This is a genomic window from Roseofilum reptotaenium CS-1145, from assembly GCF_028330985.1.
Lineage (GTDB): Bacteria > Cyanobacteriota > Cyanobacteriia > Cyanobacteriales > Desertifilaceae > Roseofilum > Roseofilum reptotaenium.
This window is the reverse complement of record NZ_JAQMUE010000072.1, coordinates 94,492-118,819: the sequence shown is the minus strand read 5'-3', so window position 1 is coordinate 118,819 and position 24,328 is coordinate 94,492. Positions and strand designations below refer to the sequence as shown.

General features: G+C 45.1%; 17 protein-coding genes. 4 read left to right on the top strand and 13 right to left on the bottom strand.

Annotated features, from left to right (window positions below; genetic code table 11):
• Positions 1-38 precede the first annotated feature (38 nt).
• The 6 genes from PN466_RS12435 to PN466_RS12410 form a co-directional block, all read right to left on the bottom strand.
• Positions 39-983 (bottom strand): hypothetical protein, encoded by a 945-nt coding sequence (locus PN466_RS12435; protein ID WP_271939953.1) that lies wholly within the window; start codon positions 981-983, stop codon positions 39-41.
• Between the two features lie 128 nt (positions 984-1,111).
• Positions 1,112-1,780 (bottom strand): Npun_F0813 family protein, encoded by a 669-nt coding sequence (locus PN466_RS12430; protein WP_271939952.1) that lies wholly within the window; start codon positions 1,778-1,780, stop codon positions 1,112-1,114.
• 247 nt (positions 1,781-2,027) lie between these two features.
• Positions 2,028-2,210 carry a hypothetical protein gene (locus tag PN466_RS12425; protein ID WP_271939951.1) on the bottom strand — a complete coding sequence of 61 codons (183 nt, stop codon included), beginning with the start codon at positions 2,208-2,210 and terminating at the stop codon, positions 2,028-2,030.
• A 148-nt stretch (positions 2,211-2,358) separates the two neighbouring features.
• The gene (gene tkt, locus PN466_RS12420) at positions 2,359-4,362 is read right to left on the bottom strand and encodes a transketolase (RefSeq protein WP_271939950.1); all 2,004 of its coding nucleotides are present in this window, start codon (positions 4,360-4,362) and stop codon (positions 2,359-2,361) included.
• A 144-nt stretch (positions 4,363-4,506) separates the two neighbouring features.
• Positions 4,507-5,766: a beta-ketoacyl-ACP synthase II gene (fabF, locus tag PN466_RS12415; RefSeq protein WP_271939949.1), complete on the bottom strand. Its 1,260-nt coding sequence runs from the start codon at positions 5,764-5,766 to the stop codon at positions 4,507-4,509.
• Positions 5,767-5,873: 107 nt separating this feature from the next.
• A complete protein-coding gene (locus tag PN466_RS12410) occupies positions 5,874-6,119 on the bottom strand; it encodes an acyl carrier protein (protein ID WP_271939948.1) in 246 nt (81 codons plus the stop codon).
• 279 nt (positions 6,120-6,398) lie between these two features.
• On the opposite strand from PN466_RS12410, the gene PN466_RS12405 reads away from it, so the two are divergent.
• Positions 6,399-7,316: a CoB--CoM heterodisulfide reductase iron-sulfur subunit B family protein gene (locus tag PN466_RS12405; protein WP_271939947.1), complete on the top strand. Its 918-nt coding sequence runs from the start codon at positions 6,399-6,401 to the stop codon at positions 7,314-7,316.
• Between the two features lie 26 nt (positions 7,317-7,342).
• Here the strand turns inward: PN466_RS12405 and PN466_RS12400 are convergent, their stop codons facing one another.
• Positions 7,343-8,242, bottom strand: coding sequence for a tRNA (5-methylaminomethyl-2-thiouridine)(34)-methyltransferase MnmD (locus PN466_RS12400; protein WP_271939946.1), 900 nt, complete (start codon positions 8,240-8,242; stop codon positions 7,343-7,345).
• A gap of 155 nt (positions 8,243-8,397) precedes the next feature.
• On the opposite strand from PN466_RS12400, the gene PN466_RS12395 reads away from it, so the two are divergent.
• Positions 8,398-9,255 (top strand): sulfurtransferase, encoded by an 858-nt coding sequence (locus tag PN466_RS12395; protein WP_271939945.1) that lies wholly within the window; start codon positions 8,398-8,400, stop codon positions 9,253-9,255.
• A gap of 354 nt (positions 9,256-9,609) precedes the next feature.
• A complete protein-coding gene (locus tag PN466_RS12390) occupies positions 9,610-10,125 on the top strand; it encodes a LabA-like NYN domain-containing protein (protein ID WP_271939944.1) in 516 nt (171 codons plus the stop codon).
• 101 nt (positions 10,126-10,226) lie between these two features.
• On the opposite strand, the gene PN466_RS12385 is transcribed toward PN466_RS12390, so the two are convergent.
• A complete protein-coding gene (locus PN466_RS12385; protein WP_271939943.1) occupies positions 10,227-15,590 on the bottom strand; it encodes a protein kinase domain-containing protein in 5,364 nt (1,787 codons plus the stop codon).
• Positions 15,591-15,772: 182 nt separating this feature from the next.
• Between PN466_RS12385 and PN466_RS12380 the strand changes: the two genes are divergently transcribed.
• Positions 15,773-17,377, top strand: coding sequence for a 2-isopropylmalate synthase (locus PN466_RS12380; protein ID WP_278003079.1), 1,605 nt, complete (start codon positions 15,773-15,775; stop codon positions 17,375-17,377).
• 270 nt (positions 17,378-17,647) lie between these two features.
• Here the strand turns inward: PN466_RS12380 and dacB are convergent, their stop codons facing one another.
• From dacB to PN466_RS12355, 5 genes are all read right to left on the bottom strand, one after another.
• The gene (dacB, locus tag PN466_RS12375) at positions 17,648-19,099 is read right to left on the bottom strand and encodes a D-alanyl-D-alanine carboxypeptidase/D-alanyl-D-alanine endopeptidase (protein WP_271939941.1); all 1,452 of its coding nucleotides are present in this window, start codon (positions 19,097-19,099) and stop codon (positions 17,648-17,650) included.
• 129 nt (positions 19,100-19,228) lie between these two features.
• Positions 19,229-20,440, bottom strand: a complete 1,212-nt coding sequence (locus PN466_RS12370; protein WP_271939940.1) for an acetate kinase — start codon at positions 20,438-20,440, stop codon at positions 19,229-19,231.
• A complete protein-coding gene (pta, locus tag PN466_RS12365; RefSeq protein ID WP_271939939.1) occupies positions 20,437-22,557 on the bottom strand; it encodes a phosphate acetyltransferase in 2,121 nt (706 codons plus the stop codon). The genes PN466_RS12370 and pta overlap by 4 nt, the downstream gene beginning before the upstream one ends.
• Positions 22,558-22,599: 42 nt before the next feature.
• Positions 22,600-23,238 carry a histidine phosphatase family protein gene (locus tag PN466_RS12360; RefSeq protein WP_271939938.1) on the bottom strand — a complete coding sequence of 213 codons (639 nt, stop codon included), beginning with the start codon at positions 23,236-23,238 and terminating at the stop codon, positions 22,600-22,602.
• Between the two features lie 204 nt (positions 23,239-23,442).
• A complete protein-coding gene (locus PN466_RS12355; protein WP_271939937.1) occupies positions 23,443-24,021 on the bottom strand; it encodes a hypothetical protein in 579 nt (192 codons plus the stop codon).
• Between the last annotated feature and the right edge of the window lie 307 nt (positions 24,022-24,328).

Genomic DNA, 24,328 nt, shown 5'->3' with positions numbered 1-24,328 from the left:
CTAGAAAGGAAACTAAATTTGTATAGAACTTGATTGAATTAATTCGAGCCTCGTCTGCGACTACGACGAGTTGAGCGAGTAGACAAGTCAAATTCTAGGGCTGCACCAATCCCAAATAGAATAGGGCTAAAGATCCAAAAAATTTCTAGGAGTCCACCACTTTCGTAGTCCGGTACGCGAGCGATCGCATATTTAAACCACATATCGGCAATATAGAGGGAAAAGGCAGCCGCAGCAATCATCCGCCAAGATTGAGAGGTTCTTCCCCCCCAGAAGGCCAGTAATACCGTACTGGCGGCAATTAAGAGCAGTACATCCAAAATCGTGTAAAGCAGAGTGACAACACTTTCTAGGGGTTGAAGGCTTTCTTCAAGTTTAAGCACTATTTCTGGGACATTCTGGTTTTCTGGCGTTTCTGCTGGCGCTGCTGCAACTTCTACTTGAGTTTGAGTTGCTCCCGATTCAGCCGATGTGGCCTCAGCATCTACGCCTGTAGGTAGGGATAGCCAAACTGCTAGTAATGTTGACGTGAGAAAAATTCCTGCCACAATCAGCCATTGCTTCGGTTCTAAATTAAGCCGTCTGGTAGTTACGGCTAAAAATAAGCCCACCGAGAGACAGATATAGGAAATGAGATAGAAGAGATCTCCAGGGGACACCGCAGGGTTTTGGTTAAAGACCAGTTCCCATATGCCAAACAAGATATCTCCCAGGAAGTAGAAGAACATTCCTAGTCCGATACCTAACCAAACACTCCGACCGCTAACAATTTGAGGACTTTTCCAGTTTCTAAAACACAGGAAAGCTGCTGCGAGGTTGCTAACGAATCCAAAAATGTAGGTTAAGGGAGAGTACCAGTTGGGCGGGTTAGCACTGAAGAGGAGGAAAAACAATAGGGACAGGATTCCCCAAGTGATTCCAGCTAAAACGATGGATTGGGTGGTAAAGATAGATTTTGATGATTTTTGGGCAGAACTACTCATAGAAATTCCCTGAACTCATGACAGGTGTTAGCCGCTGGAGATAAACCACAACGTTAGCAGGTTTAAGGTATTATTGACATCTTAGGGGAAATTGGGAAGATTATGGGCAGATAGCAGATGAAAGTCAATTACTCTTTCCAAAGTTTTGCTAATCCCGATTGTCTTAACCAGTCTACGAAAGATTGGCGATCGCTATCGGACAAATCGTCTAAGACTTCCATTGCACCTACAGCAAAACTGGTGTTGCCAAAGTAGTCTTTGCCTAAGCGATGCACTTCCCGCAAAAAATTACTCAGATCGACTTCTTTCCAAGCGTTAGTGGGGAACCCATCTTCTAGAGGGTCAACGCTGATCAGTTGTACAATGGTTTCCTCCGAGCCAGCATGGGGTAAATTCCATTGTTGAAAGACTTGAGTCAGACTTTTTTCAAATGCTTTGGCTTGTTTGGGCCCCAACAGGTCTTCAATATCGATCACCACCGCTTGAGCCATTAAAAAAACACCTTGAGTGAACAGGAACGGCAGAGCCTGATCGGAACTTGAGCCTTCTTCACCTTGATCGAGGCGAATTTTACCCCAAACGCTATGACGTTCTGGTTCTTGGAGCAATACAGAGACTTTCCCTTTATTGTCAATTAAATCTCGCCACAGGGCTTTGGCTTCTTCTGCTTGATGGGCTTCAAATACTTTGAGCAGGCGATAGGTTTGTCCCTGATAGGTAAGGATGGGGATGGGTTGTTCTGCGCTGGGGTGCTGAATTTTGGAAAGTTCAACATCCTGCCGTTTGAGAATAAACATGGGCGCTGCTAGTTGACTCCGATCAGAGGAAGAGGATGGGTAAAGGCCGTTGAGCGAGACGGTCTGAGAGAAATTCCCTCCTGGGGCAGATTTTTGCTAATTCCGGAGCTAGATCAAAGCCTTGACTACCGGTTTGAGCGATCGCACAGAGATTTAAGTACGAATTATAATCTGCATGGATAATTCGCTCTAATTCTAGAATACCGGCTTATTCTTCATTCGCACAAAATCAGGATAATAAAAGTATTTAAGGGAGGCCTCGCCAGGCAAATAGGGCCAACATCACCAGGGTGGGCAAAAGAATTAACGTTAGGGCGCTTATGGGGTTAGCTGCCAGGGGAAGCCAACTTCCACCATACTTAATGGCAAAAGAAATAAGGACAGAGGAGGATAGAACTTTGAGGAGCAGCCCCCAGGTTGCTTGTGGCATTCTTTTTATCCTGATTCTTGCTCAAGAGTTGGAGGGCAAAGGGCAATAGGCAATAAGAGGATAGGCAAATAGGGAAACCAGGAAGAAAGAAGAGAGTATCTCCTTCTTCCTGATCGAAGATTAGACTGGGTTTAACCGGTCATTGGCTCTAGAGTAGAGCTTTGGCCCGAGCGACCACATGATCAACAGTAAAGCCAAATTTTTCCATAGCTGTACCGCCAGGAGAGGACACTCCAAATCGGTCAATGCTGACCATATCGCCTTCTGAGGATAGATAGCGATGCCAACCAAAGCTCGTTCCCGCTTCAACAGCCAACCGTTTGGTCACGGCTTTCGGTAATACAGATTCGCGATAAGCTTCATCTTGCTCATCAAAGAGTTTCCAACACGGCAGAGAAACGACGCGCACTTTTTTACCTTCAGCGCTCAGTTGTTCAGCTGCTTTCACGCACAAAGATACTTCGCTCCCTGTACCAATGAGGATTAGATCGGGAGTCCCTTCACAGTCGGATAGTACATATCCACCCTTGCTCACTTGGTCAATGCCACTGCCCTGAAGATTAGGGACAGTTTGACGAGTGAGGGCTAACAAAGTCGGACGGTTACGGTTTTCAATGGCGACTTTGTAAGCTCCAGAGACTTCATTCCCGTCTGCTGGACGCATGACCAACAGGTTAGGAATCGCTCGTAGGGAGGAAATCGTTTCCACGGGTTGGTGGGTTGGACCATCTTCTCCTAGGGCAATCGAGTCGTGGGTCATCACCCAAATGACTCCGGCTTCTGAGAGGGCTGATAGGCGAATGGCTGCTCGCATATAGTCGGTGAAGACTAGGAAGGTTGCACCGTAGGATATTAAGCCTGTTTTGTGTAGAACAATCCCATTACAGATGGCTCCCATTCCATGTTCGCGTACTCCAAAGCGCAGGTTACGGTTCTCGTATTTGCCTTTTTGGAAGTCTCCAGAGACCTTCATGAGGGTTAAATTGGAAGGAGCCAAGTCCGCCGAACCCCCGATTAGTTCAGGGAGTACGGGAGCGAGGGCATTGAGAACGGTATAGCTGTGCTTACGAGTGGCCATTCCCCCATCATCTGGGGTATAACTCGGCAGTGCATCGGCCCAACCTTCGGGTAGAGTTCCGGAGGTGATGCGCTCGAATTCGGCTGCGTCTGCTGGATATTTTGTTTTGTAGGTGGCTAAGGTTTGGTTCCATTCGGCTTCAGCACTTGCCCCTTTGTCAATGGCTTGACGGAAGCGTTCGAGGGCTTGTGGGGGCAGTTCAAAGGGAGGATAAGTCCAACCTAAATGGTCGCGGGTTGCTTGGACTTCATCTCCTCCTAGAGCTGCTCCATGGACTCCGTGGGTATTGGCTTTGTTAGGAGAACCGTAACCAATGGTGGTGGTGACTTTAATCAGTGAGGGTTTATCGGTTACGTCTTTAGCGTCTTGGATAGCAGCGGCGATCGCATCTAGACCGGTATTTCCCTCGGGAACGTGCTGTACATGCCAACCATAGGCTTCAAATCGTTTGCCTACATCTTCGGTGAAGGAGATATTGGTATGACCATCAATGGAGATGTGGTTATCATCATAGAGAGCAATCAGTTTGCCCAGTCCTAAGTGTCCAGCCAGGGAACAGGCTTCACCTGACACCCCTTCCATGTTACAACCATCACCTAGGATTACATAAGTGTAATGGTCAATCAGTTTAGCGTCTGGCTTATTAAATTTAGCTCCTAAGTGAGCTTCAGCCATGGCCAAACCGACTCCATTGGCAATCCCTTGTCCTAGGGGGCCAGTAGTAACTTCTACGCCTTCGGTCTCAAAGTTTTCCGGATGTCCGGGAGTAATTGAACCCCATTGGCGGAATTGTTGTAAGCTTTCTAGGGTCACTTGATCGTAACCGGTCAAGTGCAATAGGGCATACTGAAGCATACACCCATGACCCGCCGATAGGACAAAGCGATCGCGGTTGACCCAATGAGGATTTTTAGGATTAAACCGCATAAATTGATCCCACAGCACAAACGCCATGGGAGCGGCTCCCATGGGTAAGCCAGGGTGACCAGATTTGGCTTTCTCAACGGCATCAATAGCTAGAAAGCGGATCGAGTTAATACAGAGTTGTTCAACGGATTGGGTTGCAACGGCCATAGTTCTTTGCTGGTTATACTGTTGTACAGAGGCTGGACAAATTAGACCTCTCCTAATCTCAAGATCTTAGGATTAGCCCATGCTCTACATCCATGTTCCCATTAGGGGGATCGATGGGCAATCAATTGAGGTTATGTGCAAGGTTTAGGAACGATATTTGCGGAAGACCAGGGTCACGTTATGACCTCCAAAGCCAAAGGAGTTAGATAGAGCCACCTCTACGGGCATTTTCCGAGATTCATTGGGGACATAGTCGAGGTCACATCCATGTTCTTCGTCTGGGTTATCTAAATTCAGAGTTGGCGGTACATGATCTTCGGCGATCGTTTTTACCGTAGCTACGGCTTCTATACCTCCTGAACCTCCCAATAAGTGTCCCGTCATGGATTTAGTCGAACTCATGGCGATTTCATAAGCCCTTTTGCCGAGTACCGTTTTTACCGCTTGAGTTTCTGTGGGATCGTTAGCGGAGGTACTCGTTCCATGGGCGTTAATATAACTGACTTGATCGGGCGTAATCCCAGCATCTTTTAAGGCTAAGGAAATTGCCCTAGCGGCTCCTTCCCCTCCAGGAACTGGTTTGGTCATATGGTAGGCATCACAGGTCATCCCATAACCGACCATTTCTGCATAAATTCTGGCTTTACGCTGGAGAGCATGTTCGAGTTCTTCGAGTAACAGAATCCCTGTCCCTTCTCCCAACACAAACCCGTCTCGGTCTCGATCAAAGGGACGAGAAGCTCGACTGGGGTCATCATTGCGAGTAGACAAAGCTTTGGCACTAGCAAATCCAGCGACGGACAAAGGCGTGACGGCTGCTTCTGCACCTCCACAAATCATGACCTTTGCATATCCTTGTTGGATCAGTCTAAAGGCATCTCCAATGGCATGGGAACCGGCAGCACAAGCGGTTACGGTACAAGAGTTCGGCCCCTTAGCCCCTGTTTTAATAGCTGTTAATCCGGCTGCCATATTGGCAATCATCATCGGAATCATGAAAGCACTACATTTCTTCGCGCCTTTTGTCAAGTAAGTTTCTTGTTGATCTTCCAGAACTTTGATTCCACCTACTCCTGTACCAATAATCACACCCACTTGATGAGCATTCAAATCGGTAATTTCAAACTGAGCGTCTTCAAGGGTTTGTTGACTTGCACAGACAGCAAATTGGGCAAAGCGATCCATCCGTTTCGCTTCTTTCTGCCCTAGATACTCATGGGGATCGAAGTTCTTCACCTCTCCCGCAATCTGACAAGCATGGTTAGACGAATCAAAATGGGTAATCGGCCCAATTCCACTTTTGCCCTGTAGCAGTGCGTCCCAATAGTCTTTTAGCGTATTGCCTATAGGGGTGATTGCTCCGAGTCCGGTCACAACTACCCGTTTTTGTTCCAAATGTGTCATGGGTTTTTCTTAAAACTTGCGTCATTCGTCATTTGCCATTCGTCGATTGCCATCTGGACAAAGGACAAAGGACGAAAGACAAAGTTAGCGATCAATAAAAGTCAGATTTAGGCAGGGGTTCCTTGCTTTTCGATATAGTCTACAGCGTTTTTGACGGTCTCAATTTTCTCGGCGGCATCATCGGGGATTTCAAGATTAAACTCTTCCTCTAGAGCCATAACTAGCTCTACGGTATCGAGAGAGTCAGCACCTAGATCTTCAGTAAAGCTGGCTTCTAGTTTGACTTTTTCCGCTTCTACTCCGAGCTGGTCGGCAACGATTTTTTGGACTCTGTCGAATGTTGTCTCTGACATGGCTTAATTTCTTCCTTAATAAATTGGCTTAACTGGTTTACTGTGCAACTTATCATTCTAAGCATTTTTTGATCTTATCGGAAAGGGTTACTTTGGAGGTAATTTTGCAGCGAGTTTTGAAGATGGGCCTCTAGGTTGGCTGGGGTAACCTTCTGAGATCTCGATTATGACGGCTCTTACCTTGAGGTTAGACCTTAACTTTAGATGAAGATTACCCTAGTCGGTTGCCAGAGCGATACAGTGTTAAAGGTCTTGTGTTGTGTGAATAGAGAACAGCCCATGGTTACATCATCCCTCTCCTCCTCCCTGAAATATGCTTATTTTCCTGGCTGTGTTGCCCAGGGAGCTTGTCGAGAGTTATACCAATCAACGGGAGAAGTTGCCAAAGCATTAGGCATTGATTTGTTGGAACTCAAAAAGGCTTCTTGTTGTGGTTCGGGCACGTTTAAGGAAGATTCGCAACTCTTAGAAGATACGGTAAATGCCCGGAATATTGCTTTGGCAGAAGAACTTAATTTACCTCTTCTGACCCATTGTAGCACTTGTCAGGGCGTGATTGGCCATGTGGATGAGCGATTAAAGCACTCTCAAGAGGAGAATCCAGATTACTTGGAACAGGTCAATGGGTTGCTCAAACAACAGGGATGTAGCCCATACCAAGGTTCAACTCAAGTGAAGCATTTACTCTGGGTACTGGTGGCTGATTATGGTTTAGAGGCGATTCAGAAGCGGGTGAGTCGTTCCCTAAAGGGCTTAAATTGTGCGGCGTTCTATGGCTGTTATCTGTTGCGCGGACAGGACACGGCTTGGGAAAATCCCCACGATCCCCGGTCAATGGAAAACTTGTTTGAGGCTGTGGGGGCGAGTCCGGTTTATTATCGGGGCAGGACTCAATGCTGTGGTTGGCCGATTTCTAGCTATGCGACGACGGAGTCGTTTAAGATGGCAGGGGGGCATTTGCAAGAGGCGATCGCCGCTGGAGCCGATTGTTTAGTCACTCCCTGTCCCCTCTGTCACCTGAATCTGGATTCCCGGCAACCGGAAGTTGCGCGGGTGGTTGAGCAACCTTTGGGTTTACCTGTCCTCCATTTACCCCAGTTAGTGGGTTTGGCTCTGGGACTTTCTCCCCAAGACTTGGGGTTAGAGCGCCATGTAGTTTCCACAGAACCCGTTTTAGAGAAATTGGGCTTACTTTAATTAGGGAATAGGTAAAAGACCATGGGTCATTTCTCTGCGTCCTCGCTTCTCCCCCTCCCACTATAATTCCAACGCTTTTTCCAGTGAGAACTTGGCTCTAGGGTACTGGTTTGTTGCTCCTGTTTTCGGCGATCGCGAATTACTTCAGCCGTATCCGCTAAGGTAGGATCTCGATAGGGAATGGCGGCGCGAGTTTGCAGATGTTCCTGTTCTTGCTCGGATAAGCGCATCAGATCGTTAGAGCAAAATCGGGCTAAGGTTCCGGGTGATTTCCTGCCGACTGGGGAGGTTGTTCCGATCTGAAATCCAACTAACTTCAGAGCAGTACGAACTGAAACTGCACAGGAGTAAGTCGCTAAGTAGCCATCGGGTTTGAGGACTTGGGCGACTAAGTTGAGAAACTCCACTGTCCAGAGTTGGGGACAGGTGGGAGGAGAGAAAGGATCGAGAAAGATAGCATCCGCTTGGAAGCCTTGGGCAATGACAGAGGCTAGGGTTTGGCGAGCATCGCCGATGTGGAGTGTGCCGGTAAATTGGGGCGTAGTGGCTTCTCCAGTGCTGGCGAGTTGGGGCAAAATGGCGTTAATGGGATGGGGCCAGTTTGCGTGAAATTGATGGGCGATCGCCGTTTCTGCCACCCGTTTATCCCGTTCTAAGCCTACCCAATTCACCTGACACTGGGGATTCACCGACCACAGAGTTTCGAGGGCGCTGGCGCTATTGTAGCCCAGTCCATAGCAGATATCGAGCAAACTGACCTCACCTTTGAGGGAGCGCTCCGCCAGTCGAGTCGGTTCCACAAACTTCTTTTTCGCTTCCTGCTTCGCTCCGTGGTGGGAATGAAACAGTTCCCCAAATTCCGGGGAAAAGAATGTCCACGATCCATCACCAGTGGGTTGAGGGGTAAAAGGCGTTATTTGATCCATCAGGGAATAGGCACGAATAGCAATAGGAAATAGGCTATCACCTCAACAGCCTGAGCCTCTTGCTGGAGAATCCGCGATCGCGGTAAATTGAACATTGCCCTCGTGACGAGTAAACTTACCCCAAACCCATTTTTAAGTTTTAATGTTTAATTGATATGACCTTTCCCTCCCTTCTCGTTACTCCACAATGGTTATCTGAACACCTAGAAGACCCTCAAATCGTCATTATTGATTGCCGCTTCTCCCTTGCCAACCCGCAACAAGGGCAACAAGAATACGAAGCGGGGCATATTCCTGGAGCCTTTTATCTCCACCTGAATGAAGACTTATCCAGTTCCGTACAAACTCATGGTGGTCGCCATCCGTTGCCCGATCCAGACGCATTGGCAGCCAAACTCTCTCAATTAGGGGTTAAATCCGAGGAGACGTTAGTTGTTGCCTATGATAACTCCCGTATGGCATTTTCCTCCCGCTGTTGGTGGCTACTGCGCTATCTAGGCCACGAACAAGTTGCAATTTTAGATGGGGGTTGGAGAGGCTGGCAAGAAGCCGGATATTTGACCAGTCGTGAACCCAGTGTAGCAAAACAGCCCGGAAAATTTATACCTCAGATTCAATCCAGTTGGGTTGTTGATTGTGAAGCGATTAAGCAATTAGGAGAGCGATCGGATGTGACTCTGATAGACTCCAGAGCCTATGACCGATACATCGGCAAAACCGAACCCATCGATCCGGTAGCCGGTCATATTCCTGGCGCAATGAATTACCCATGGCAAGAGATTACGACTGAATCAGGATGGACGCAATCCGTAAACTACCACAAAGCTCGATGGCAAGACTATCCTGTCGATTCAGAATTCTGGGTATATTGTGGTTCTGGAGTCACAGCTTGTGTTAACTTATTTTCCTTAGCTCTAGCTGGAAGACCCCAAGAAAAACTCTATGCTGGCAGTTGGAGTGATTGGTGTTCTTATCCGCAACACCCCATTGCCACAGAATTTCCTAACTCTTGAGCAAAAGCTAAGACTTTCTGTCATAATAGAAGCAGAATTTAGAGATCTAAATCGGATTAGAGACCCTTCTCTAATCGATTCTGCCTCGTTATTCTTGTATGATTTTTAGGCGACTTTATCGCTTTGTTTTTTCTATTAAAACCCTTACAACTCAATTTTTACCCTCAATTCTATTGACTCCATTTTCAGGTCTAAATTTCTCCTGAATTTTCTACTTTAACGCTCAATAGTGCCCCCCCAAATAGGCCTAAACGGCCCAATTGGATGGGGTGGGTTTTTTGTTGGAACGGTTAGCGACTTTGCCGACCGTTAATGGCCTCATATGCACCTCAAATAGTCTAGGAAGAACATTTTATGGGATATAAAAATCGTGTATCAATCTTTGTTGATGGAAACAATATGTTCTATGCCCAACAAAAAAATGGCTGGTTTTTCGATCCAAAACGGGTTTTAGAATACTTTGCCGGCAAAGAAGAAATGGATCTCGCCAATGCCTTTTGGTATACAGGAATTAAAGACCCTCAAGATCAAAGAGGATTTCGAGATGCCTTAATTAGTTTAGGTTATACCGTACGGACAAAAATTCTTAAGGAATATTATGATGACCATTCAGGTCGCTATTCCCAAAAAGCAAATTTAGATATAGAAATTGTTATTGATATGTTTAATACGGTCGAGCAATATGACCGGGTAATCTTATTTAGTGGGGATGGGGACTTTGAGCGAGCAATTGAGTTACTGCGTTCCAAAAGTACCCATATTACAGTAGTATCGACGGAAGGCATGATTGCTAGGGAACTGCGCAATGCGACGGATCGCTATATTGACCTTAATGATATTCGACCGTTAATCGAGAAAACGGATTTATAGTACTGGTTACTGGATAAAGAAAACCCGATTTTATCCTTTGATTTCTGGGCAGATAATAGACAGATCGCTAGATTTTTGAGGAAATCTAGCCAACCTAAAGTTTATCGTTGTTTTAAGACCACCAACGTAATATCATCAAAGACCTTCTGTTCTCCAATGAACTCGCGCACATCCTCAATAATCCGATCGCGAATTTGAGAGGCTGAATGTTGACCGTGTTGTTGTACCAATTGAGTTAACCGTTCTAGTCCGTACTGTTGGTTGTCTAGATTTTCTGCTTCCGTAATTCCATCCGTGTATAAGATTAGCACATCATCTCGATTTAAGACCAACTCCTGTTCATGGATAAAGTCACTGATGTGCCAATCTAAACCCATTGGAAACCCTAAGTCTAGAGTATCAATTAACTCTAATTCTCCATTCGCTCGCACCAGGATAATTTCTTCATGTTGTCCACTCAGTTTAATTAAACCCTTTTGATAATTGAGAATTGCCAAACTCATATTTTTATCCGAGTTCATGCGCTCTAAGTTTTGGCAGAGGGTTTGGTTAACAATTTCTAAAAAGTGGATGGCATTGCTTTCATGCATATTTTGTAGCGTTCTCACTACTGTTTGAGCCATGAGCATTAACACCCCACTTTCTAAACCATGACCGGTTACATCCCCAATACTAATTTTGATCCGATCCCCTTCATTTAAGATATCGTAATAATCGCCTCCTACTTCATCGGCCGGTTCCATATAGCCAGCGATTTCTAAATCTTCAATACCTTCTAATTCCGTGATTTTTGGTAATACCATCTGTTGAATCTTTTTCGCCACATCCAACTCGGAACTTAAGCGTAGGTTTTCCGAGGTTAATTGTTCATTTAAGGTTTTAATCTCCGCGTTAGCTAAAGCCAGTTCCGCTGTTCGTTCTGCCACTTTCTGCTCTAGATTTCGGTATAAATACGCATTTTCTAGGGCGATCGCCGCCTGTCCGGAAATCACCTGTACTATATTAACTCGTTCATCTGTAAAAGCCCCAATTGTTAAGTTGTTTTCTAGATAAACAATACTGATTAAGTTACCTTGATTAACCAGAGGCACACAGAGAATCGATTGAGGTTGATGGGTTTGAATGTAACTATCCTGAGTGAACGTTCCAGAATGTGACGCATCATTCAATACCACACTTTCTTGAGTTCTCGCCACATAATTGACAATAGCATGGCAAACTAAAGTTGATTCTTCCACAGGCAATTCTTGAAGCACCTTAATCTCTTCAGAGTTAATATTTCCCCAGGCTTGAATCACTAAATTTCCTCGATCGACCATCATCAAACAGCCCGTTTGCGCCCCAGCATTTTGGAGGATAATTTTCATCAACTCGACGAGCAATTTATCTAAGACAATCTCTCCCGAAATTATCCGATTCGCCTTAAATACGGTTTCTATATCTAAGGTTTTATGCAGATTTTTTTCACTAGATGTTTGGGTTTGGATCTCAGAAAAACCAGAATCCTGTTTGGGTAAAGCAGTGAATAAAGTTGAATACTGGTGGTTTAAGCGGTTAACTTTAGTCGAAGCGCCCCAAAGCGTATCAGCATAGCTTACTTCCATCTGTTCCAGGTGCTTTACCTTCGCTGTTGCTCCCCAATGAGAGTAGCAGTAATGAGCCTCCATTATGTGAGCGCGAGCAGCGATTGCCTGACCCCAATCTAGATAAAATTTGGCAGCCAGTTCGTTGGCTAAAGCTTCTTCTTGGATGTATTCGTTTTCTTTGGCTCCAGAGATCGCCTTGTTGTATAGCTCGATTGCCTCTGCTTTTTTCCCTAATATTCGGCATTTTTCCGCTTCTACTAAATCCACCTTATGTTGGTAGTTCATGGGAGCATAATGTGCCCATTGCTGTTGCAGTTCTGTTTGGTTTTGTTCAACTTGTTGGAGTCCCTCTAATATTTCCTCCTCGGATTCCGAATTCAAAGCAGCGATCGCGGTTAAAGAAGCATAGAATAGAAAAGCAGGTTCGCCAACGGTTCCAGAGCTAGCCATTAAATAGCACTTTACTTCATAAACAGCACTTTGAGCTAATTCTATTTCCTCAAATAAGTAGCAAAGCATTAGCTTGTATAAATAGAGCATAAACAAGCCAAGTAAGTCCTGGGTAGCGATGAGTCTAGGCACAAATTCTGCTTCTTGAAAAGCCTCTCCAGACAAACTACTTGGATCATCTGCAAACCCCAGCAAATTCAAAAGGGTTTGCCAATGGATTCGACAGTAATTCGCGGTTATTGATTGATTCAGTTGCACCAAAGTCAGACAGTAGGTACTCGCTTCATGATTCAATGTATTAAGGGACTGACCGCACCAGAAAGCATTGAGACAAAAATTGTGAGCCGCATATCCGATATCTTCTAATTGGCCAAATTCGCTAGCTGATGTATAAGCCTCCTGCATTAGGGATAGGGTTTGTTTAGTATGAAATTTGCGGTGTAGTACAGAAAAAACGATTATGCATAAGACTTTAGCGGTTATGACCTTTTCATCCAGTTTTGATACGATCTGTAGTGCCAACTGACCCAACTTTACCCCTGTATCGACATCTTGGAGGCGAATACAAGATAGCGCACCATAGTAGGCGTAAGCATAAGCTGAAGTCGATGTATTGCCATATTGAATCGATAGCTTGACTGATAAGGCAATCAGTAATGGCAATAAGAGAGGAGAAGAAATATGAGCTGCTGATATAATACTATTAATCACCTCCATAATGGCGATCTTTTCTCGATCGGTCATAATTGGCAGGTTAACTAAGTCTTCAGTTTTTCTTGCCCCAATTATTTCTCCAATTTCTGCAAGTGCCTTTTGAATATCATTCTCGGTCGGAGTTTCAGGGAAAGTAACCCCTAACTGTTGCAGTAATTGTCGGGCTATGGCAATAGCTTCTTTAAGTTTATTTTGAGAGACTTTTGAGACGATCGCGATCCGATAAACCTTAACCTTTTCTAGGATTTGTTTGGCCCGGGCAATCACGAGTTCAATAAACGTTTCCATCGCCTCAAGATCGCCGCATAGCGAAGCCAATTGAGCCGCGAGTTCGTGGAATGCTAGAGTTATGTCATATTGCCGCTGCCAACCGGTCTCACCTAGCAACGATAATCCTGTGTTGGCATACTCTCTAGCCGCTTGATAGGCGTTAGCATCCTTGGCTTTGCGACAGGCCACGAGATTCAGTTCGGCAAGTTCGTCCCGTTCTTTTTGCTTGGTGATTAAAGCCGTTGCATCATTTAATTGGCCGACTAGCTCAAAAATGTTCTCTTCTCTGTCTTCTGAAGGTATGTTTTGGAGCAGTGTTCGTCCGATCTGGTAATGAAGCGATTCTTTTCTAGCGTCAGAAATCAGAGCATAAGCGGCCTGTTGGATGCGATCGTGACCGAACTTATAGGACTTAATCAACAGGTTTTCATCCAGTTCTGACAGAGGCAAGATGAAGCCGCGATCGAGTGCTATTTTTAGCAGCTCGAAAGTTTCTTGAGGCGATCGCTCGCAAACCCAGGTCAGAAGCTCTAAGTCAAATTCTGCACCGCAACAAGCAGCTAGGGATAAAATCTCTTGGCTCGATGGAGGTAATTTTTGCAGTTTCTCTATCATCAATTCTACGACATTATCGGTGAAGCCCCTCGCCGCGATCGCGGCCATATCCCATTGCCAACTTCTCCCTTGTCGATCGAATTGCAACAAGTCTTCGTCATACAATGCTTGTAAAAACTCATTGACGAAGAAAGGATTTCCCCCAGTTTTTTCTAGCGTTAACTGAGCCAAGTCGCTAACAGCTTGAGACGTTTGCTGGAGGGTATCGCCGATTAAAGCCACAATTTGGTCGAGGGGCAAAGGGTTTAAAGTAACCTGTGCGATCTCCTCGCTCTTATTTTGCCGGAGTTTGGCCAGGGATATTGCCAAAGGATGACCGGCAGAAACTTCATTATCCCGATAAGCACCTAACAGCAAGAGATATTCGGTTTTCCCTTCGAGCAACATCCGCTCCATCAGTTGCAAGGTTGCCAAATCCGCCCATTGCAAGTCGTCGAGGAAGAGAGTCAAAGGATGCTCTTTATCGCAGAAAACGTGGATAAAGTTTCCAAAAACCAGATTAAAGCGATTTTGGGATTCCTTGGCTCCTAGGGTGGGAACGCTCGGTTGCTTGCCAACAATCAGTTCCACTTCGGGAATCACATCAATAATAACTTGTCCGTTATTTCCCAGCGCCTTCAAGATTTTTTCTCGCCAGACTTGCAACCGAGCCTCAGTTTCTCCCAATAATTGCTCCACCAGGGAGCCAAAAGCAGCAACCAGGGCTGAATAGGGAATATTGCGTTGAAATTGATCGAATTTCCCGGCAATAAAATAGCCCCGATGTGCAGTGATGGGCTTGTAGAGTTCCTGTACTAGAGAGGATTTGCCAATACCGGAGTAACCCGCGACCAACATCAGTTCGACTGTTCCTGTCTCAGCTACTCGCTCGAACGCTTTGAGCAAAGTCGTGGTTTCTGCTTCACGTCCGTAGAGCTTTTGAGGAATCTGAAAGCGAGCAGCAATATCTTTTTGAGCTAGGGGGAAGGGGGAAATATTTCCTGTCTCTTCTAATTGTCGGCGGCATTCTTCTAAATCAGCTTGCAATCCCTCGGCACTCTGATAGCGTTCTTCGGCATTCTTCGCCATCAATTTTAAAACGATATCTGCCAGAATTGGCGGAATTTCTTCCCCGTTCTCTGCTGCCCGTTGCCCATTCCCTAATTCCTCGGGCATTTTAGCAATATGACAATGAACTAATTCCAAGGCATCTTCAACGATAAAGGGTAATTTCCCGGTTAACAGTTCGTAAAAAGTGACTCCCAAGGAATAAAAATCCGTGTGATAGTCTAAACTGCGATTCATTCGACCCGTCTGTTCCGGAGAAATATAAGCCAAGGTTCCCTCTAAAACGTTGGGATTTTTTAGGGTTGGATTTTCTCGACTCAGTTGGGTGGATATACCAAAATCAATGATTTTCACTTCTTTGGTCTCGGTATTTAGCACAATATTGGCTGGATTAATATCCTTGTGAATAATATGTTTTGCGTGAATTTGTCCCAAGCTCTCGGTAATGGCGATCGCCAGCCCTAAAAATTCTTCCAAAGAAACTAGCTCACGCTCTTGCAGCCATTGTTTTAGGGAAATTGCTCCAAAATCTTCTAGAACCATCGCCAAGCTTCTTTGCCATTTTTCAAGGCTATAAGCTTTGACTATCTTGGCAGATGCTAACTGGTTAACAAGCTGATATTCTTGTTTGTAGCGTCGAATCTGCTCTGAGGTGGGATAGTCTCGGTTGAGAAATTTGATGATGACCGGTTGGCGATCGCTAATTCTTCGAGCGCGATACACTTGCGAGTTATCACTATTGTGAATGAGAATTAAGTTCTCGTATCCAGTAAGAGTGACCATAAAAATAAACCACTAGAGAGACTTTTCTCCTCAATATCTTAACTCCGAAAAGCTATAGATGAACTTTATAAAGTAAACTTTAAGTCCTCCAACGTCAAAAAAGCGATCGCTTCAATATACTCAGAACTAGAATTTGGGCTAGAATAATATGAATCTGTTTTTGTCGAATAGCTTGTATGAATATGCAACCTCAACACGACCGTATCATCATCTTTGATACCACTCTCCGCGACGGTGAACAATGTCCAGGGGCAACCCTGAATGGCGATGAAAAACTGGCGATCGCGAAACAACTGGCCCGTCTGGGAGTTGATGTGATTGAGGCCGGTTTTCCGTTTGCGAGTCCGGGGGATTTTGACGCAGTTCAGAAGATTGCCGCTACAGTGGGAACGGAAACGGGGCCAACCATTTGCGGGTTGGCTAGAGCGACTCGCCAGGATATTAAGGCCGCAGCAGATGCGGTGAAACCGGCAGCTAAACCTCGCATTCATACGTTTATTGCCACTTCCGATATCCATTTGCAATATAAGTTGAAGAAGAGCCGGGAAGAGGTGCTGAAAATTGCGCCAGAAATGGTGGCTTATGCGAAGTCGTTTGTGGATGATGTGGAGTTTTCGCCAGAGGATGCGGGACGTTCCGATCCGGAGTTTCTATATCAGATTTTGGAAGTGGCGATCGCTGCTGGGGCAACCACAGTTAACATCCCGGATACCGTTGGCTATACAACTCCAGCCGAGTTTGGAGCCTTAATTCGGGGTATTAAGGAGAATGTACCCAATATTGACCAGGCGATTATTTCGGTTCACGGTCATAATGATTTAGGTTTGGCAGTGGCAAACTTCTTGTCAGCCGTGGAAAATGGCGCTCGTCAACTCGAATGTACCATTAATGGCATTGGAGAGCGGGCAGGAAATGCGGCATTGGAAGAGTTAGTGATGGCTCTGCATGTGCGCCGTCAGTATTATAATCCCTTCTTTGGCCGCGCTCCAGAGTCCACAGAACCTTTGACCCAGATCGATACGAAGCAAATTTATAAGACTTCGCGATTGGTGTCCAATCTAACTGGAATGTTGGTGCAGCCGAATAAGGCGATTGTGGGTGCGAATGCTTTTGCCCATGAATCGGGAATTCACCAGGATGGGGTTCTGAAGAATAAGCTCACCTATGAAATTATGGATGCTGAGTCCATTGGCTTGAGTGAAAACCAGATTGTACTGGGTAAACATTCAGGCCGTCATGCCTTCGGTAACCGTCTACAAGAGTTGGGCTTTGAGTTGTCGGACACCGATTTAAATAAGGCGTTTGTGCGCTTTAAGGAGTTAGCTGATAAGAAAAAGGAGATCAGCGACTGGGATATCGAGGCGATTGTTAATGATGAGATTCAACAAGCACCAGACTTCTTCCGTTTAGAGTTGGTGCAAGTCTCCTGTGGAGATCGCGCGCAACCGACGGCAACGGTAACCGTGCGGACTCCCGACGGAGAAGAGCTAACTGATGCGGCGATCGGCACTGGACCGGTAGATGCCATTTATAAGGCGATTAATCGGGTGATTAATGTGCCGAATAAGTTGATCGAGTTCTCGGTACAGTCGGTGACAGCGGGAATTGATGCGATCGGAGAAGTCACCATCCGCATCCAACATGAAGATCGAGTATACTCGGGTCATGCGGCGAATACGGATATTGTGGTCGCGTCTGCTCAAGCTTATGTCAACGCGCTCAACCGTCTTTCGGAAGCGTTGGAAAAAGACCGCCTTCATGCACAACATGAAACCGCTGTAGTTTAATTAACGGTCTGGATAAGGAGGAATTTTGATGTTCCTCCTTATCCGTTCAGAAATATCATTGTTTTGTAGATACTATCTTGGATATCAAGGGTTCCGAAACAGCCAAGTTTAGCAGATAAAGCCATCAATTCTGTAAACCCGCCCTCCCCCAATGGCCGCTAGAAATCGGGTTTCTTCCTTGGCGAAGGGTTCGGAATAACCTGATAGAGACGGTATTGAATGTTTTTGGATCACTCGAACTCAAAAATATTTGCTCAAAGCTATTTTAATTTAACCACAATATTTCAACTGAGTCAAAAGCAAAACAATTTCATCAATAGCAGTTCTTACCTCTTGGGTTTTCAAATCAGATTGATTAACCATAATGCTAAAAACCAAGGGTTCAAAATCGGGAGGTTGTAGATATCCTGCCAAAGATACAACTCCACTTAATGCTCCTGTTTTTGCTTGTACATTTCCCTCAGCCAAGCTATTTCTAAAACGCCAACTTAAAGTTCCACTTACACCAGCAATCGGTAAAGAATTTTGATAGAGATCTGCCCAAGGAGAATTAGCCATTATTCTGAGAGTTTGTACCAAAGATTCCGGACTGACTAAATTATGACGAGATAATCCAGAACCATCATTTAACCTAAAACTATTGGGAGTAACTCCTAACCGAGTTAAAATTAATTTTGCCTCCTCCAAGCTTTTTGCTAACGTATCATTATGAGGAGCAAAATTACTTCTCGCACCCAGTTGACGTAACAACGCTTCTGCATAAACATTGTTACTTTCTTTATTCACTTCTTCTATCAATTCTCCCACTGTAGGAGACTCAACAAAAGCTAATTCAGTTAAGCTTAAATTCGAGGTCGTTTGGGATTTTTCGACTATTCGAGAAACCCTAATTTCTTCTGACTCTAAAACCTGACGAAATTTATTTAAAAAATTATCCATAGGTTCGGCAACTGCTAGATAAACCGGTTCCGATACTGAACCCACTTGCAGTTGCCCCGATATACGAATTATGGGTTGAGTAAAACTTCGTCCTACTTGTACAAATTCTTTTTCATTCGTTGCAACTGTGACAGAGTTATTTTCTATTTGCCATTTTTCACGTTGCTCTGGATCGACAAACGTTACGTTCAAAGGTTGACCTAAACCTTGGGGAGACAAAATTAAATCTATAGAATTTTGATTCAAAATCAAACTATTAATGGGTGCTCCATAACCCGCTTGAACATCTTCCCATTCCCAATTAGAATTAATGGCTGTTCCCTGAAAATAACTATTATCCGCAATAAGCTGATTTATACTGGTTATGCCCCGTTTTTTGAGTTGTTCAGCTAATTTCTTAAGTTCAGTTTCGGTTAAACTAGGATCGCCTCTGCCAACCACATATATATTTCCGTTTCCATCACCATAAATAGACGTTCTAATCCTAAATTGAGGTCTGAATTTTTGTAACACTGCTGCGGTTGTTAATAGCTTGGAAGTAGAAGCAGGAATAAAGTAATATTCAGCATCTTGGCTGTAGATTCTATTTTTTCCAGATAAGGTCTCGACTAAAATACCCCACCGAGAGCGACGAAATATTGGGCGATTTATTACAGCGTTAATAGTATTACTTAGGTCGGAAGGGCAATTTTTTGATGTTGTTTCTTGACCCAGGGCAATTAATGGATTGAGAAATAAGATCAGGAAAGTAATTGTAATTTGTTTGAGGTAAATTTTAAACATTTGGGATTGACTCGAAATAGATGAAGTAGGGGCGGGTTCACCCAAGTTTAGGAGACAAAGCGATCGATTCTATAAACCCGTCCTCCCCTGTGGGCTGCTAGAAACCCGGTTTCTTCCCTGCCGAAGGGTTTATCGCAAACATTGCCAGGTTTGACGGGCGATCGCCCAATCTTCTTCCGTATGAATGACATAAACACGCACGGCAGAATCTGGAGTAGTAATATCCGTATCCATGGGAGAGTTCATATTTTTCTCTACATCTAACGTTAATCCCAAAAACTCAAAGCCTTCACAGGCTCTGTGACGCACATCTACTGAATTCTCGCCTACCCCTGCGGTAAAGACCAGAACATCTAATCCGCCCAAGCTAGCTAACATTTGACCGATCGCACTCCGCAGACGATGAATATAGAGATCGAAGGCTAATGTTGCTCGTTCATTCTTCTCATTCATCGCATGTAGAATGGTTCGCAGATCCGCAGAGAGTCCGGAAACCCCTTTAAAACCGGATTCTTTATTCAGCATTCGGTCAATGCTATTGACATCAAAACCGCGATCGCGCATTAGATAGAAGATGATCGCCGGATCAATCGAACCGCTCCGGGTTCCCATCATCAGTCCCTCTAAAGGCGTAAATCCCATGGTGGTATTGACACTAATACCATCTTTCACCGCAGCCAAGGAACAGCCATTGCCCAAATGACAGGTAATCATCTTCAACGACTCTAGGGGTTTTTCCATTAACTCAGCCGTGCGTAGGGCACAATAGCGGTGACTGGTTCCATGGAAGCCATAGCGCCGCACCCCTTGCTCAAACCACTCATAGGGAATAGGGTATACCGCCGCTTCTGGGGGCATCTGGCTGTGAAAAGCAGTGTCAAATACCGCCACCTGGGGCACATCGGGTAAGACCCTCTCCACAGCTTCTATCCCCTGCAAATTGGCTGGATTGTGCGATGGTGCCAGGGGGATGAGTTGGGTAATGGTGGCTTGGACTTCTGGGGTGATGCGGGTAGCTTCGGAATATTCCGTTCCGCCATGCACCACCCGATGACCGACAGCATTAATCTCCGAGAGGCTCTCTAAAACTTGGGTGTCTCCGCTCACCAGGGTTTGCAGGAGTTTAGAGATCGCCTCTTCCTTCGCATCACTGGATAAGTTGGTTTCCTGCTTGATCCCATTCGCCTTGACTTTCATTACCCCATAGTCCGTGGCCACTGTCCAGTCAATGGTCGCTTCCCACAGGGGATGGGGAGGATAGGCCGGGAGTTGGTCTCCGGTAATGTCATATAAACAGCTTTTTTGGGAGCTGGAACCCGCGTTTAAAACCAGGATTTTCATGGGCTTGGGGAATTCAGAGGACAAATGGTTTGGGTTTGGATGGCAGTAATGGTGACGGTATTGATAATGTCAGTAACTGTACAGCCGCGACTGAGGTCATTGACGGGTTTACGCAAACCTTGCAAAACCGGGCCGATCGCGATCGCTCCGGTTTCCCGCTGGACGGCTTTATAAGTGTTGTTCCCGGTATTTAAATCGGGGAAAACTAAAACAGTTGCTTGTCCCGCAACCTCAGAATTGGGCATTTTTTGAGCACCCACCTCTGGATCGACAGCAGCATCATATTGAATCGGCCCTTCAATTTTCAAATCAGGGCGTTTTTGTTGAGCTAAATGAGTGGCTTTTCTCACTTTTTCCACTTCTTCCCCTTTACCCGATTCTCCAGAAGAATAGGAGAGTAAGGCCACTCTGGGTTCAATACCGAATCGTTTGGCAGTATCAGCAGAAGAGAGGGCAATTTCTGCTAGTTGTTCGGCCGTGGGATTCGGATTCACGGCACAATCTCCGTACACTAATACCCGGTCTTCTAAACACATCAGAAAGACAGAGGAAACAATAGAACACTCCGGTTGAGTTTTGATAATTTGCAGCGCAGGACGAATGGTATGTTGGGTAGTGTGGACAGCTCCAGAAACCATGCCATCGGCATCTCCACTATAGACCATGAGTGTACCAAAGTAGGAGACATCCATGATTAAGTCTTTAGCCATATCAAGGCTGAGATTTTTATGTTTGCGGCATTCATAGAGGGTTTCGGCATAGTGATCGAAGTTTTCACTAATGGCAGGATTAATAATCTGGACTTGGTTTAAATCCAGGCGAATATTATGTTTTTTCAGCGTTTGTTCAATGCTTGAGAGGCTACCCAAGAGGGTAATATTCACTAAACCTTGGGATAACAGCACACTCGTCGCCTGCAATATCCGAGGATCGTTGCCTTCCGGAAGAACAATATGGCGTTTTTGGGCTTTGGCCTGTTGTACCAAGTTGTAGGTAAACATTTTCGGGGTCATGCCCTTGGTTTTTACCCCTTCAATACGCTCTTCTAGTTCTTGTAAGTTAACGTAGCGATCAAAGGTTTCTATCGCCACATGGATTTTTTCGTGATCGCCACAGGTGAGGGAAATATGTAGATCATGAATGGCTGAAGCCGTCGTATAGGTATCACTTTCGACGCACAAAATGGGCGGTGGATCGGGTAAACCATCCAGGAGTTTGGCAATCACTCGGTGCGGTTGAATACCACAGGAAAGAACCAAACCCGCTAAGTTAGGGTAATTTACGGATTGATCGGCCTGTACAACACCGAGAATAACATCCGAGCGATCGCCAGGGGTTATGGCTAAATTACCCTCCTTTAAACGCTCAAGGGCATGTTGCACTTGCATCGCGGCTACCACGTACTTGTTGGCTAGGTTATTGAGCCGTTTATGTCCATATAGGACTTCAGCATTCAGTTGTTCCACAACATCCCGCATGCGAGGACTACTGAGCCGACGGTCGTAGGGAATGACTGAAACTAAGCTCTCGGGCAAATCCAACTCTTTTACCAAACTAGCTTTGAGCGTATCCACCTGATCGGGTTGGGCTAAGTTCAGAATCACTCCAACCACATCACATTCCTTTTCCCGATACACATCCAGGGGCAGTTGTACGGAATTAATGGCTTCTTCTGGGGTGCGATCGCTGGCTTTACCCACAATTAAGACTGGACAGCCTAAGTTTTTGACAATTTCTACATTCAGATCGAATTCAAAAGCCGCTTCTTGACCTTTAAAATCTGAACCTTCACAGACCACAAAATCATATTTCTTTTCTAATTGTTTATAGCGCTCAATAATCCGATCCAAGAGGTCATCTAAATGATGATGACTTAGTAAATCGGTCGCTTCCTGCAAGTATAAGCCAAAGGCATCTTCTGGAGATTGTTTCAGCCTAAAATGGGTGAGAATCAGTTTAATATCATCATCAATATCCCCCACTTCGGGTTTACGAATGATGGGCCGAAAAAATCCAATATTGCTCGTTTTCCGGGATAAGCATTCAATTACCCCTAAGGAAACAAGAGCTTTTCCACTGGCGACTTCTGTTGTACTAACGTATAAAGAATGGGCCATAGTCTACTCACCTTAAATATTGCAAAAGAAAAAGAATGGATACTAAGTTCCAGGCCGCGATCGCAGTGCGCTCTCTAGATGGGAGCGATCGGCTAATTGGTGTAATAAGGGGCCATGGGGGCGCATTTCTACGATGCTCACCCCACCGACTGGCATGGCAATGCGATCGCGAAATCGTCCCACATCAATCCCCAATAAGCGGCATAACATAATCCGAATGGTGGCTTTATGGGAGACCACCAGCACATTGCCAGAGGGATAACGACCCTCAATTTCCTGGATAGCCGCAGACACGCGTCGGGAAACATCAATACCCTTTTCACCTCCTGTGGGGGCATTCCAGCCTGGATCGGTTAACCAGCGAACATAGTCATCATGATAAGTTTGGTTTACAGTTGCGGGCTGTTCTCCTTCCCATTGTCCGTAATTGAGTTCCTTGAGTCCTTCCCGCAGTTCCATCTCTAGGTTCAGGGTTTGGCACAAGGGGGTTGCTGTGGCGATCGTCCGTTTCATCGGACTGACATAAGCTGCTCTCCAATCCAATTTTGCATAGGCTTGGGCAAACTGTTGAGCCATTTTTTCTCCATCTTCGGTCAACTCAGGATCGAGGACACCACAATAACCTCCCTCTTGACTGTAGGTCGTTTCTCCATGTCTAAGAAAATATAAAGTTAGGCTCATAGGATTAGACGGGTCACAGATGGAATGCTTGTTCCCATTATGTTCTAGCAAGAGAAACTTGGTTTAAAACTACCAAACTCCTTAATTTTTTGATATTAATATAAAGTTAAGTCTCTCTTAAGATGACCCGTCATCTTATTGTTCTATGAAAATCTACTTAACAAGGTGCCCCAGCCTCTTGTCTATCAAAGACCGATTCGTAGACTATTGTTGACTTTGGATATCAAAGGTAATCTCGATCGACTGGCGATGGTATTTCGTAATGTAAATTAGCAAGGCATGGATCAGCACGATTAAACCCGTCACTTCCAGCATTTCTTCCGTACTAGCGAGCAAGGAATAGACGAGGTTTTGCATTCCTCCTGCAATTCTAATCCAGATACTACCCATCATTTCCAAACCTAAAACGCCGAACACGTAAAGAATTCCCGAGGCGATCACCATCCTTTTAATTTGTCTTGGTAAATGATTGACAAACTTAGAAAAATAATAGATTAATCCCAAAGTGACAACGCCATAGGGAATCACCCAAACAGCAGCAAAGATACCTGGTAGATGTTGGCCTACTTCCGGGATAATCATAATTTCGTGAATCTGTAAACCTTCATCTAATGCCATAAAGGCAAAAATAAAATGCAAGACTCTCCAGTAAGAAGCAAAGGGCAATTTTTCACGCTTCTCCAGTTGGAAGATAAGCTTAAACAAAAATGAGCAGAAGGCCAGCAAGAGTACCGTATATAGAGTGGGAAAGTTCATTTCCCGATCCATATTAAAAATAACCATCCATTCTTGACGATAGTTAAATCCATACTTTGCCAGTTGGATAACGAGGTTAACCAGACTAAAAAGAAGAAAGAAAACAGTGAGGATTCTGGTAATACTGAATGGAGAAAAAGTGTTTTTTATATTCATTGCTGCGAGCAATATACGAGATAGCGCTGACTTGCAATCCCATTCAGTAGCAAGTATTTCTCAGGTAGATTTCTTGACTCTAGAATGTGGAGATTAAGATAGCAGACATAAATTTAATCTTACCTTAAAGTTTCTCCAAAAGCAATATCATTAGAGTTCTATAGAGCGGGTTGATAGA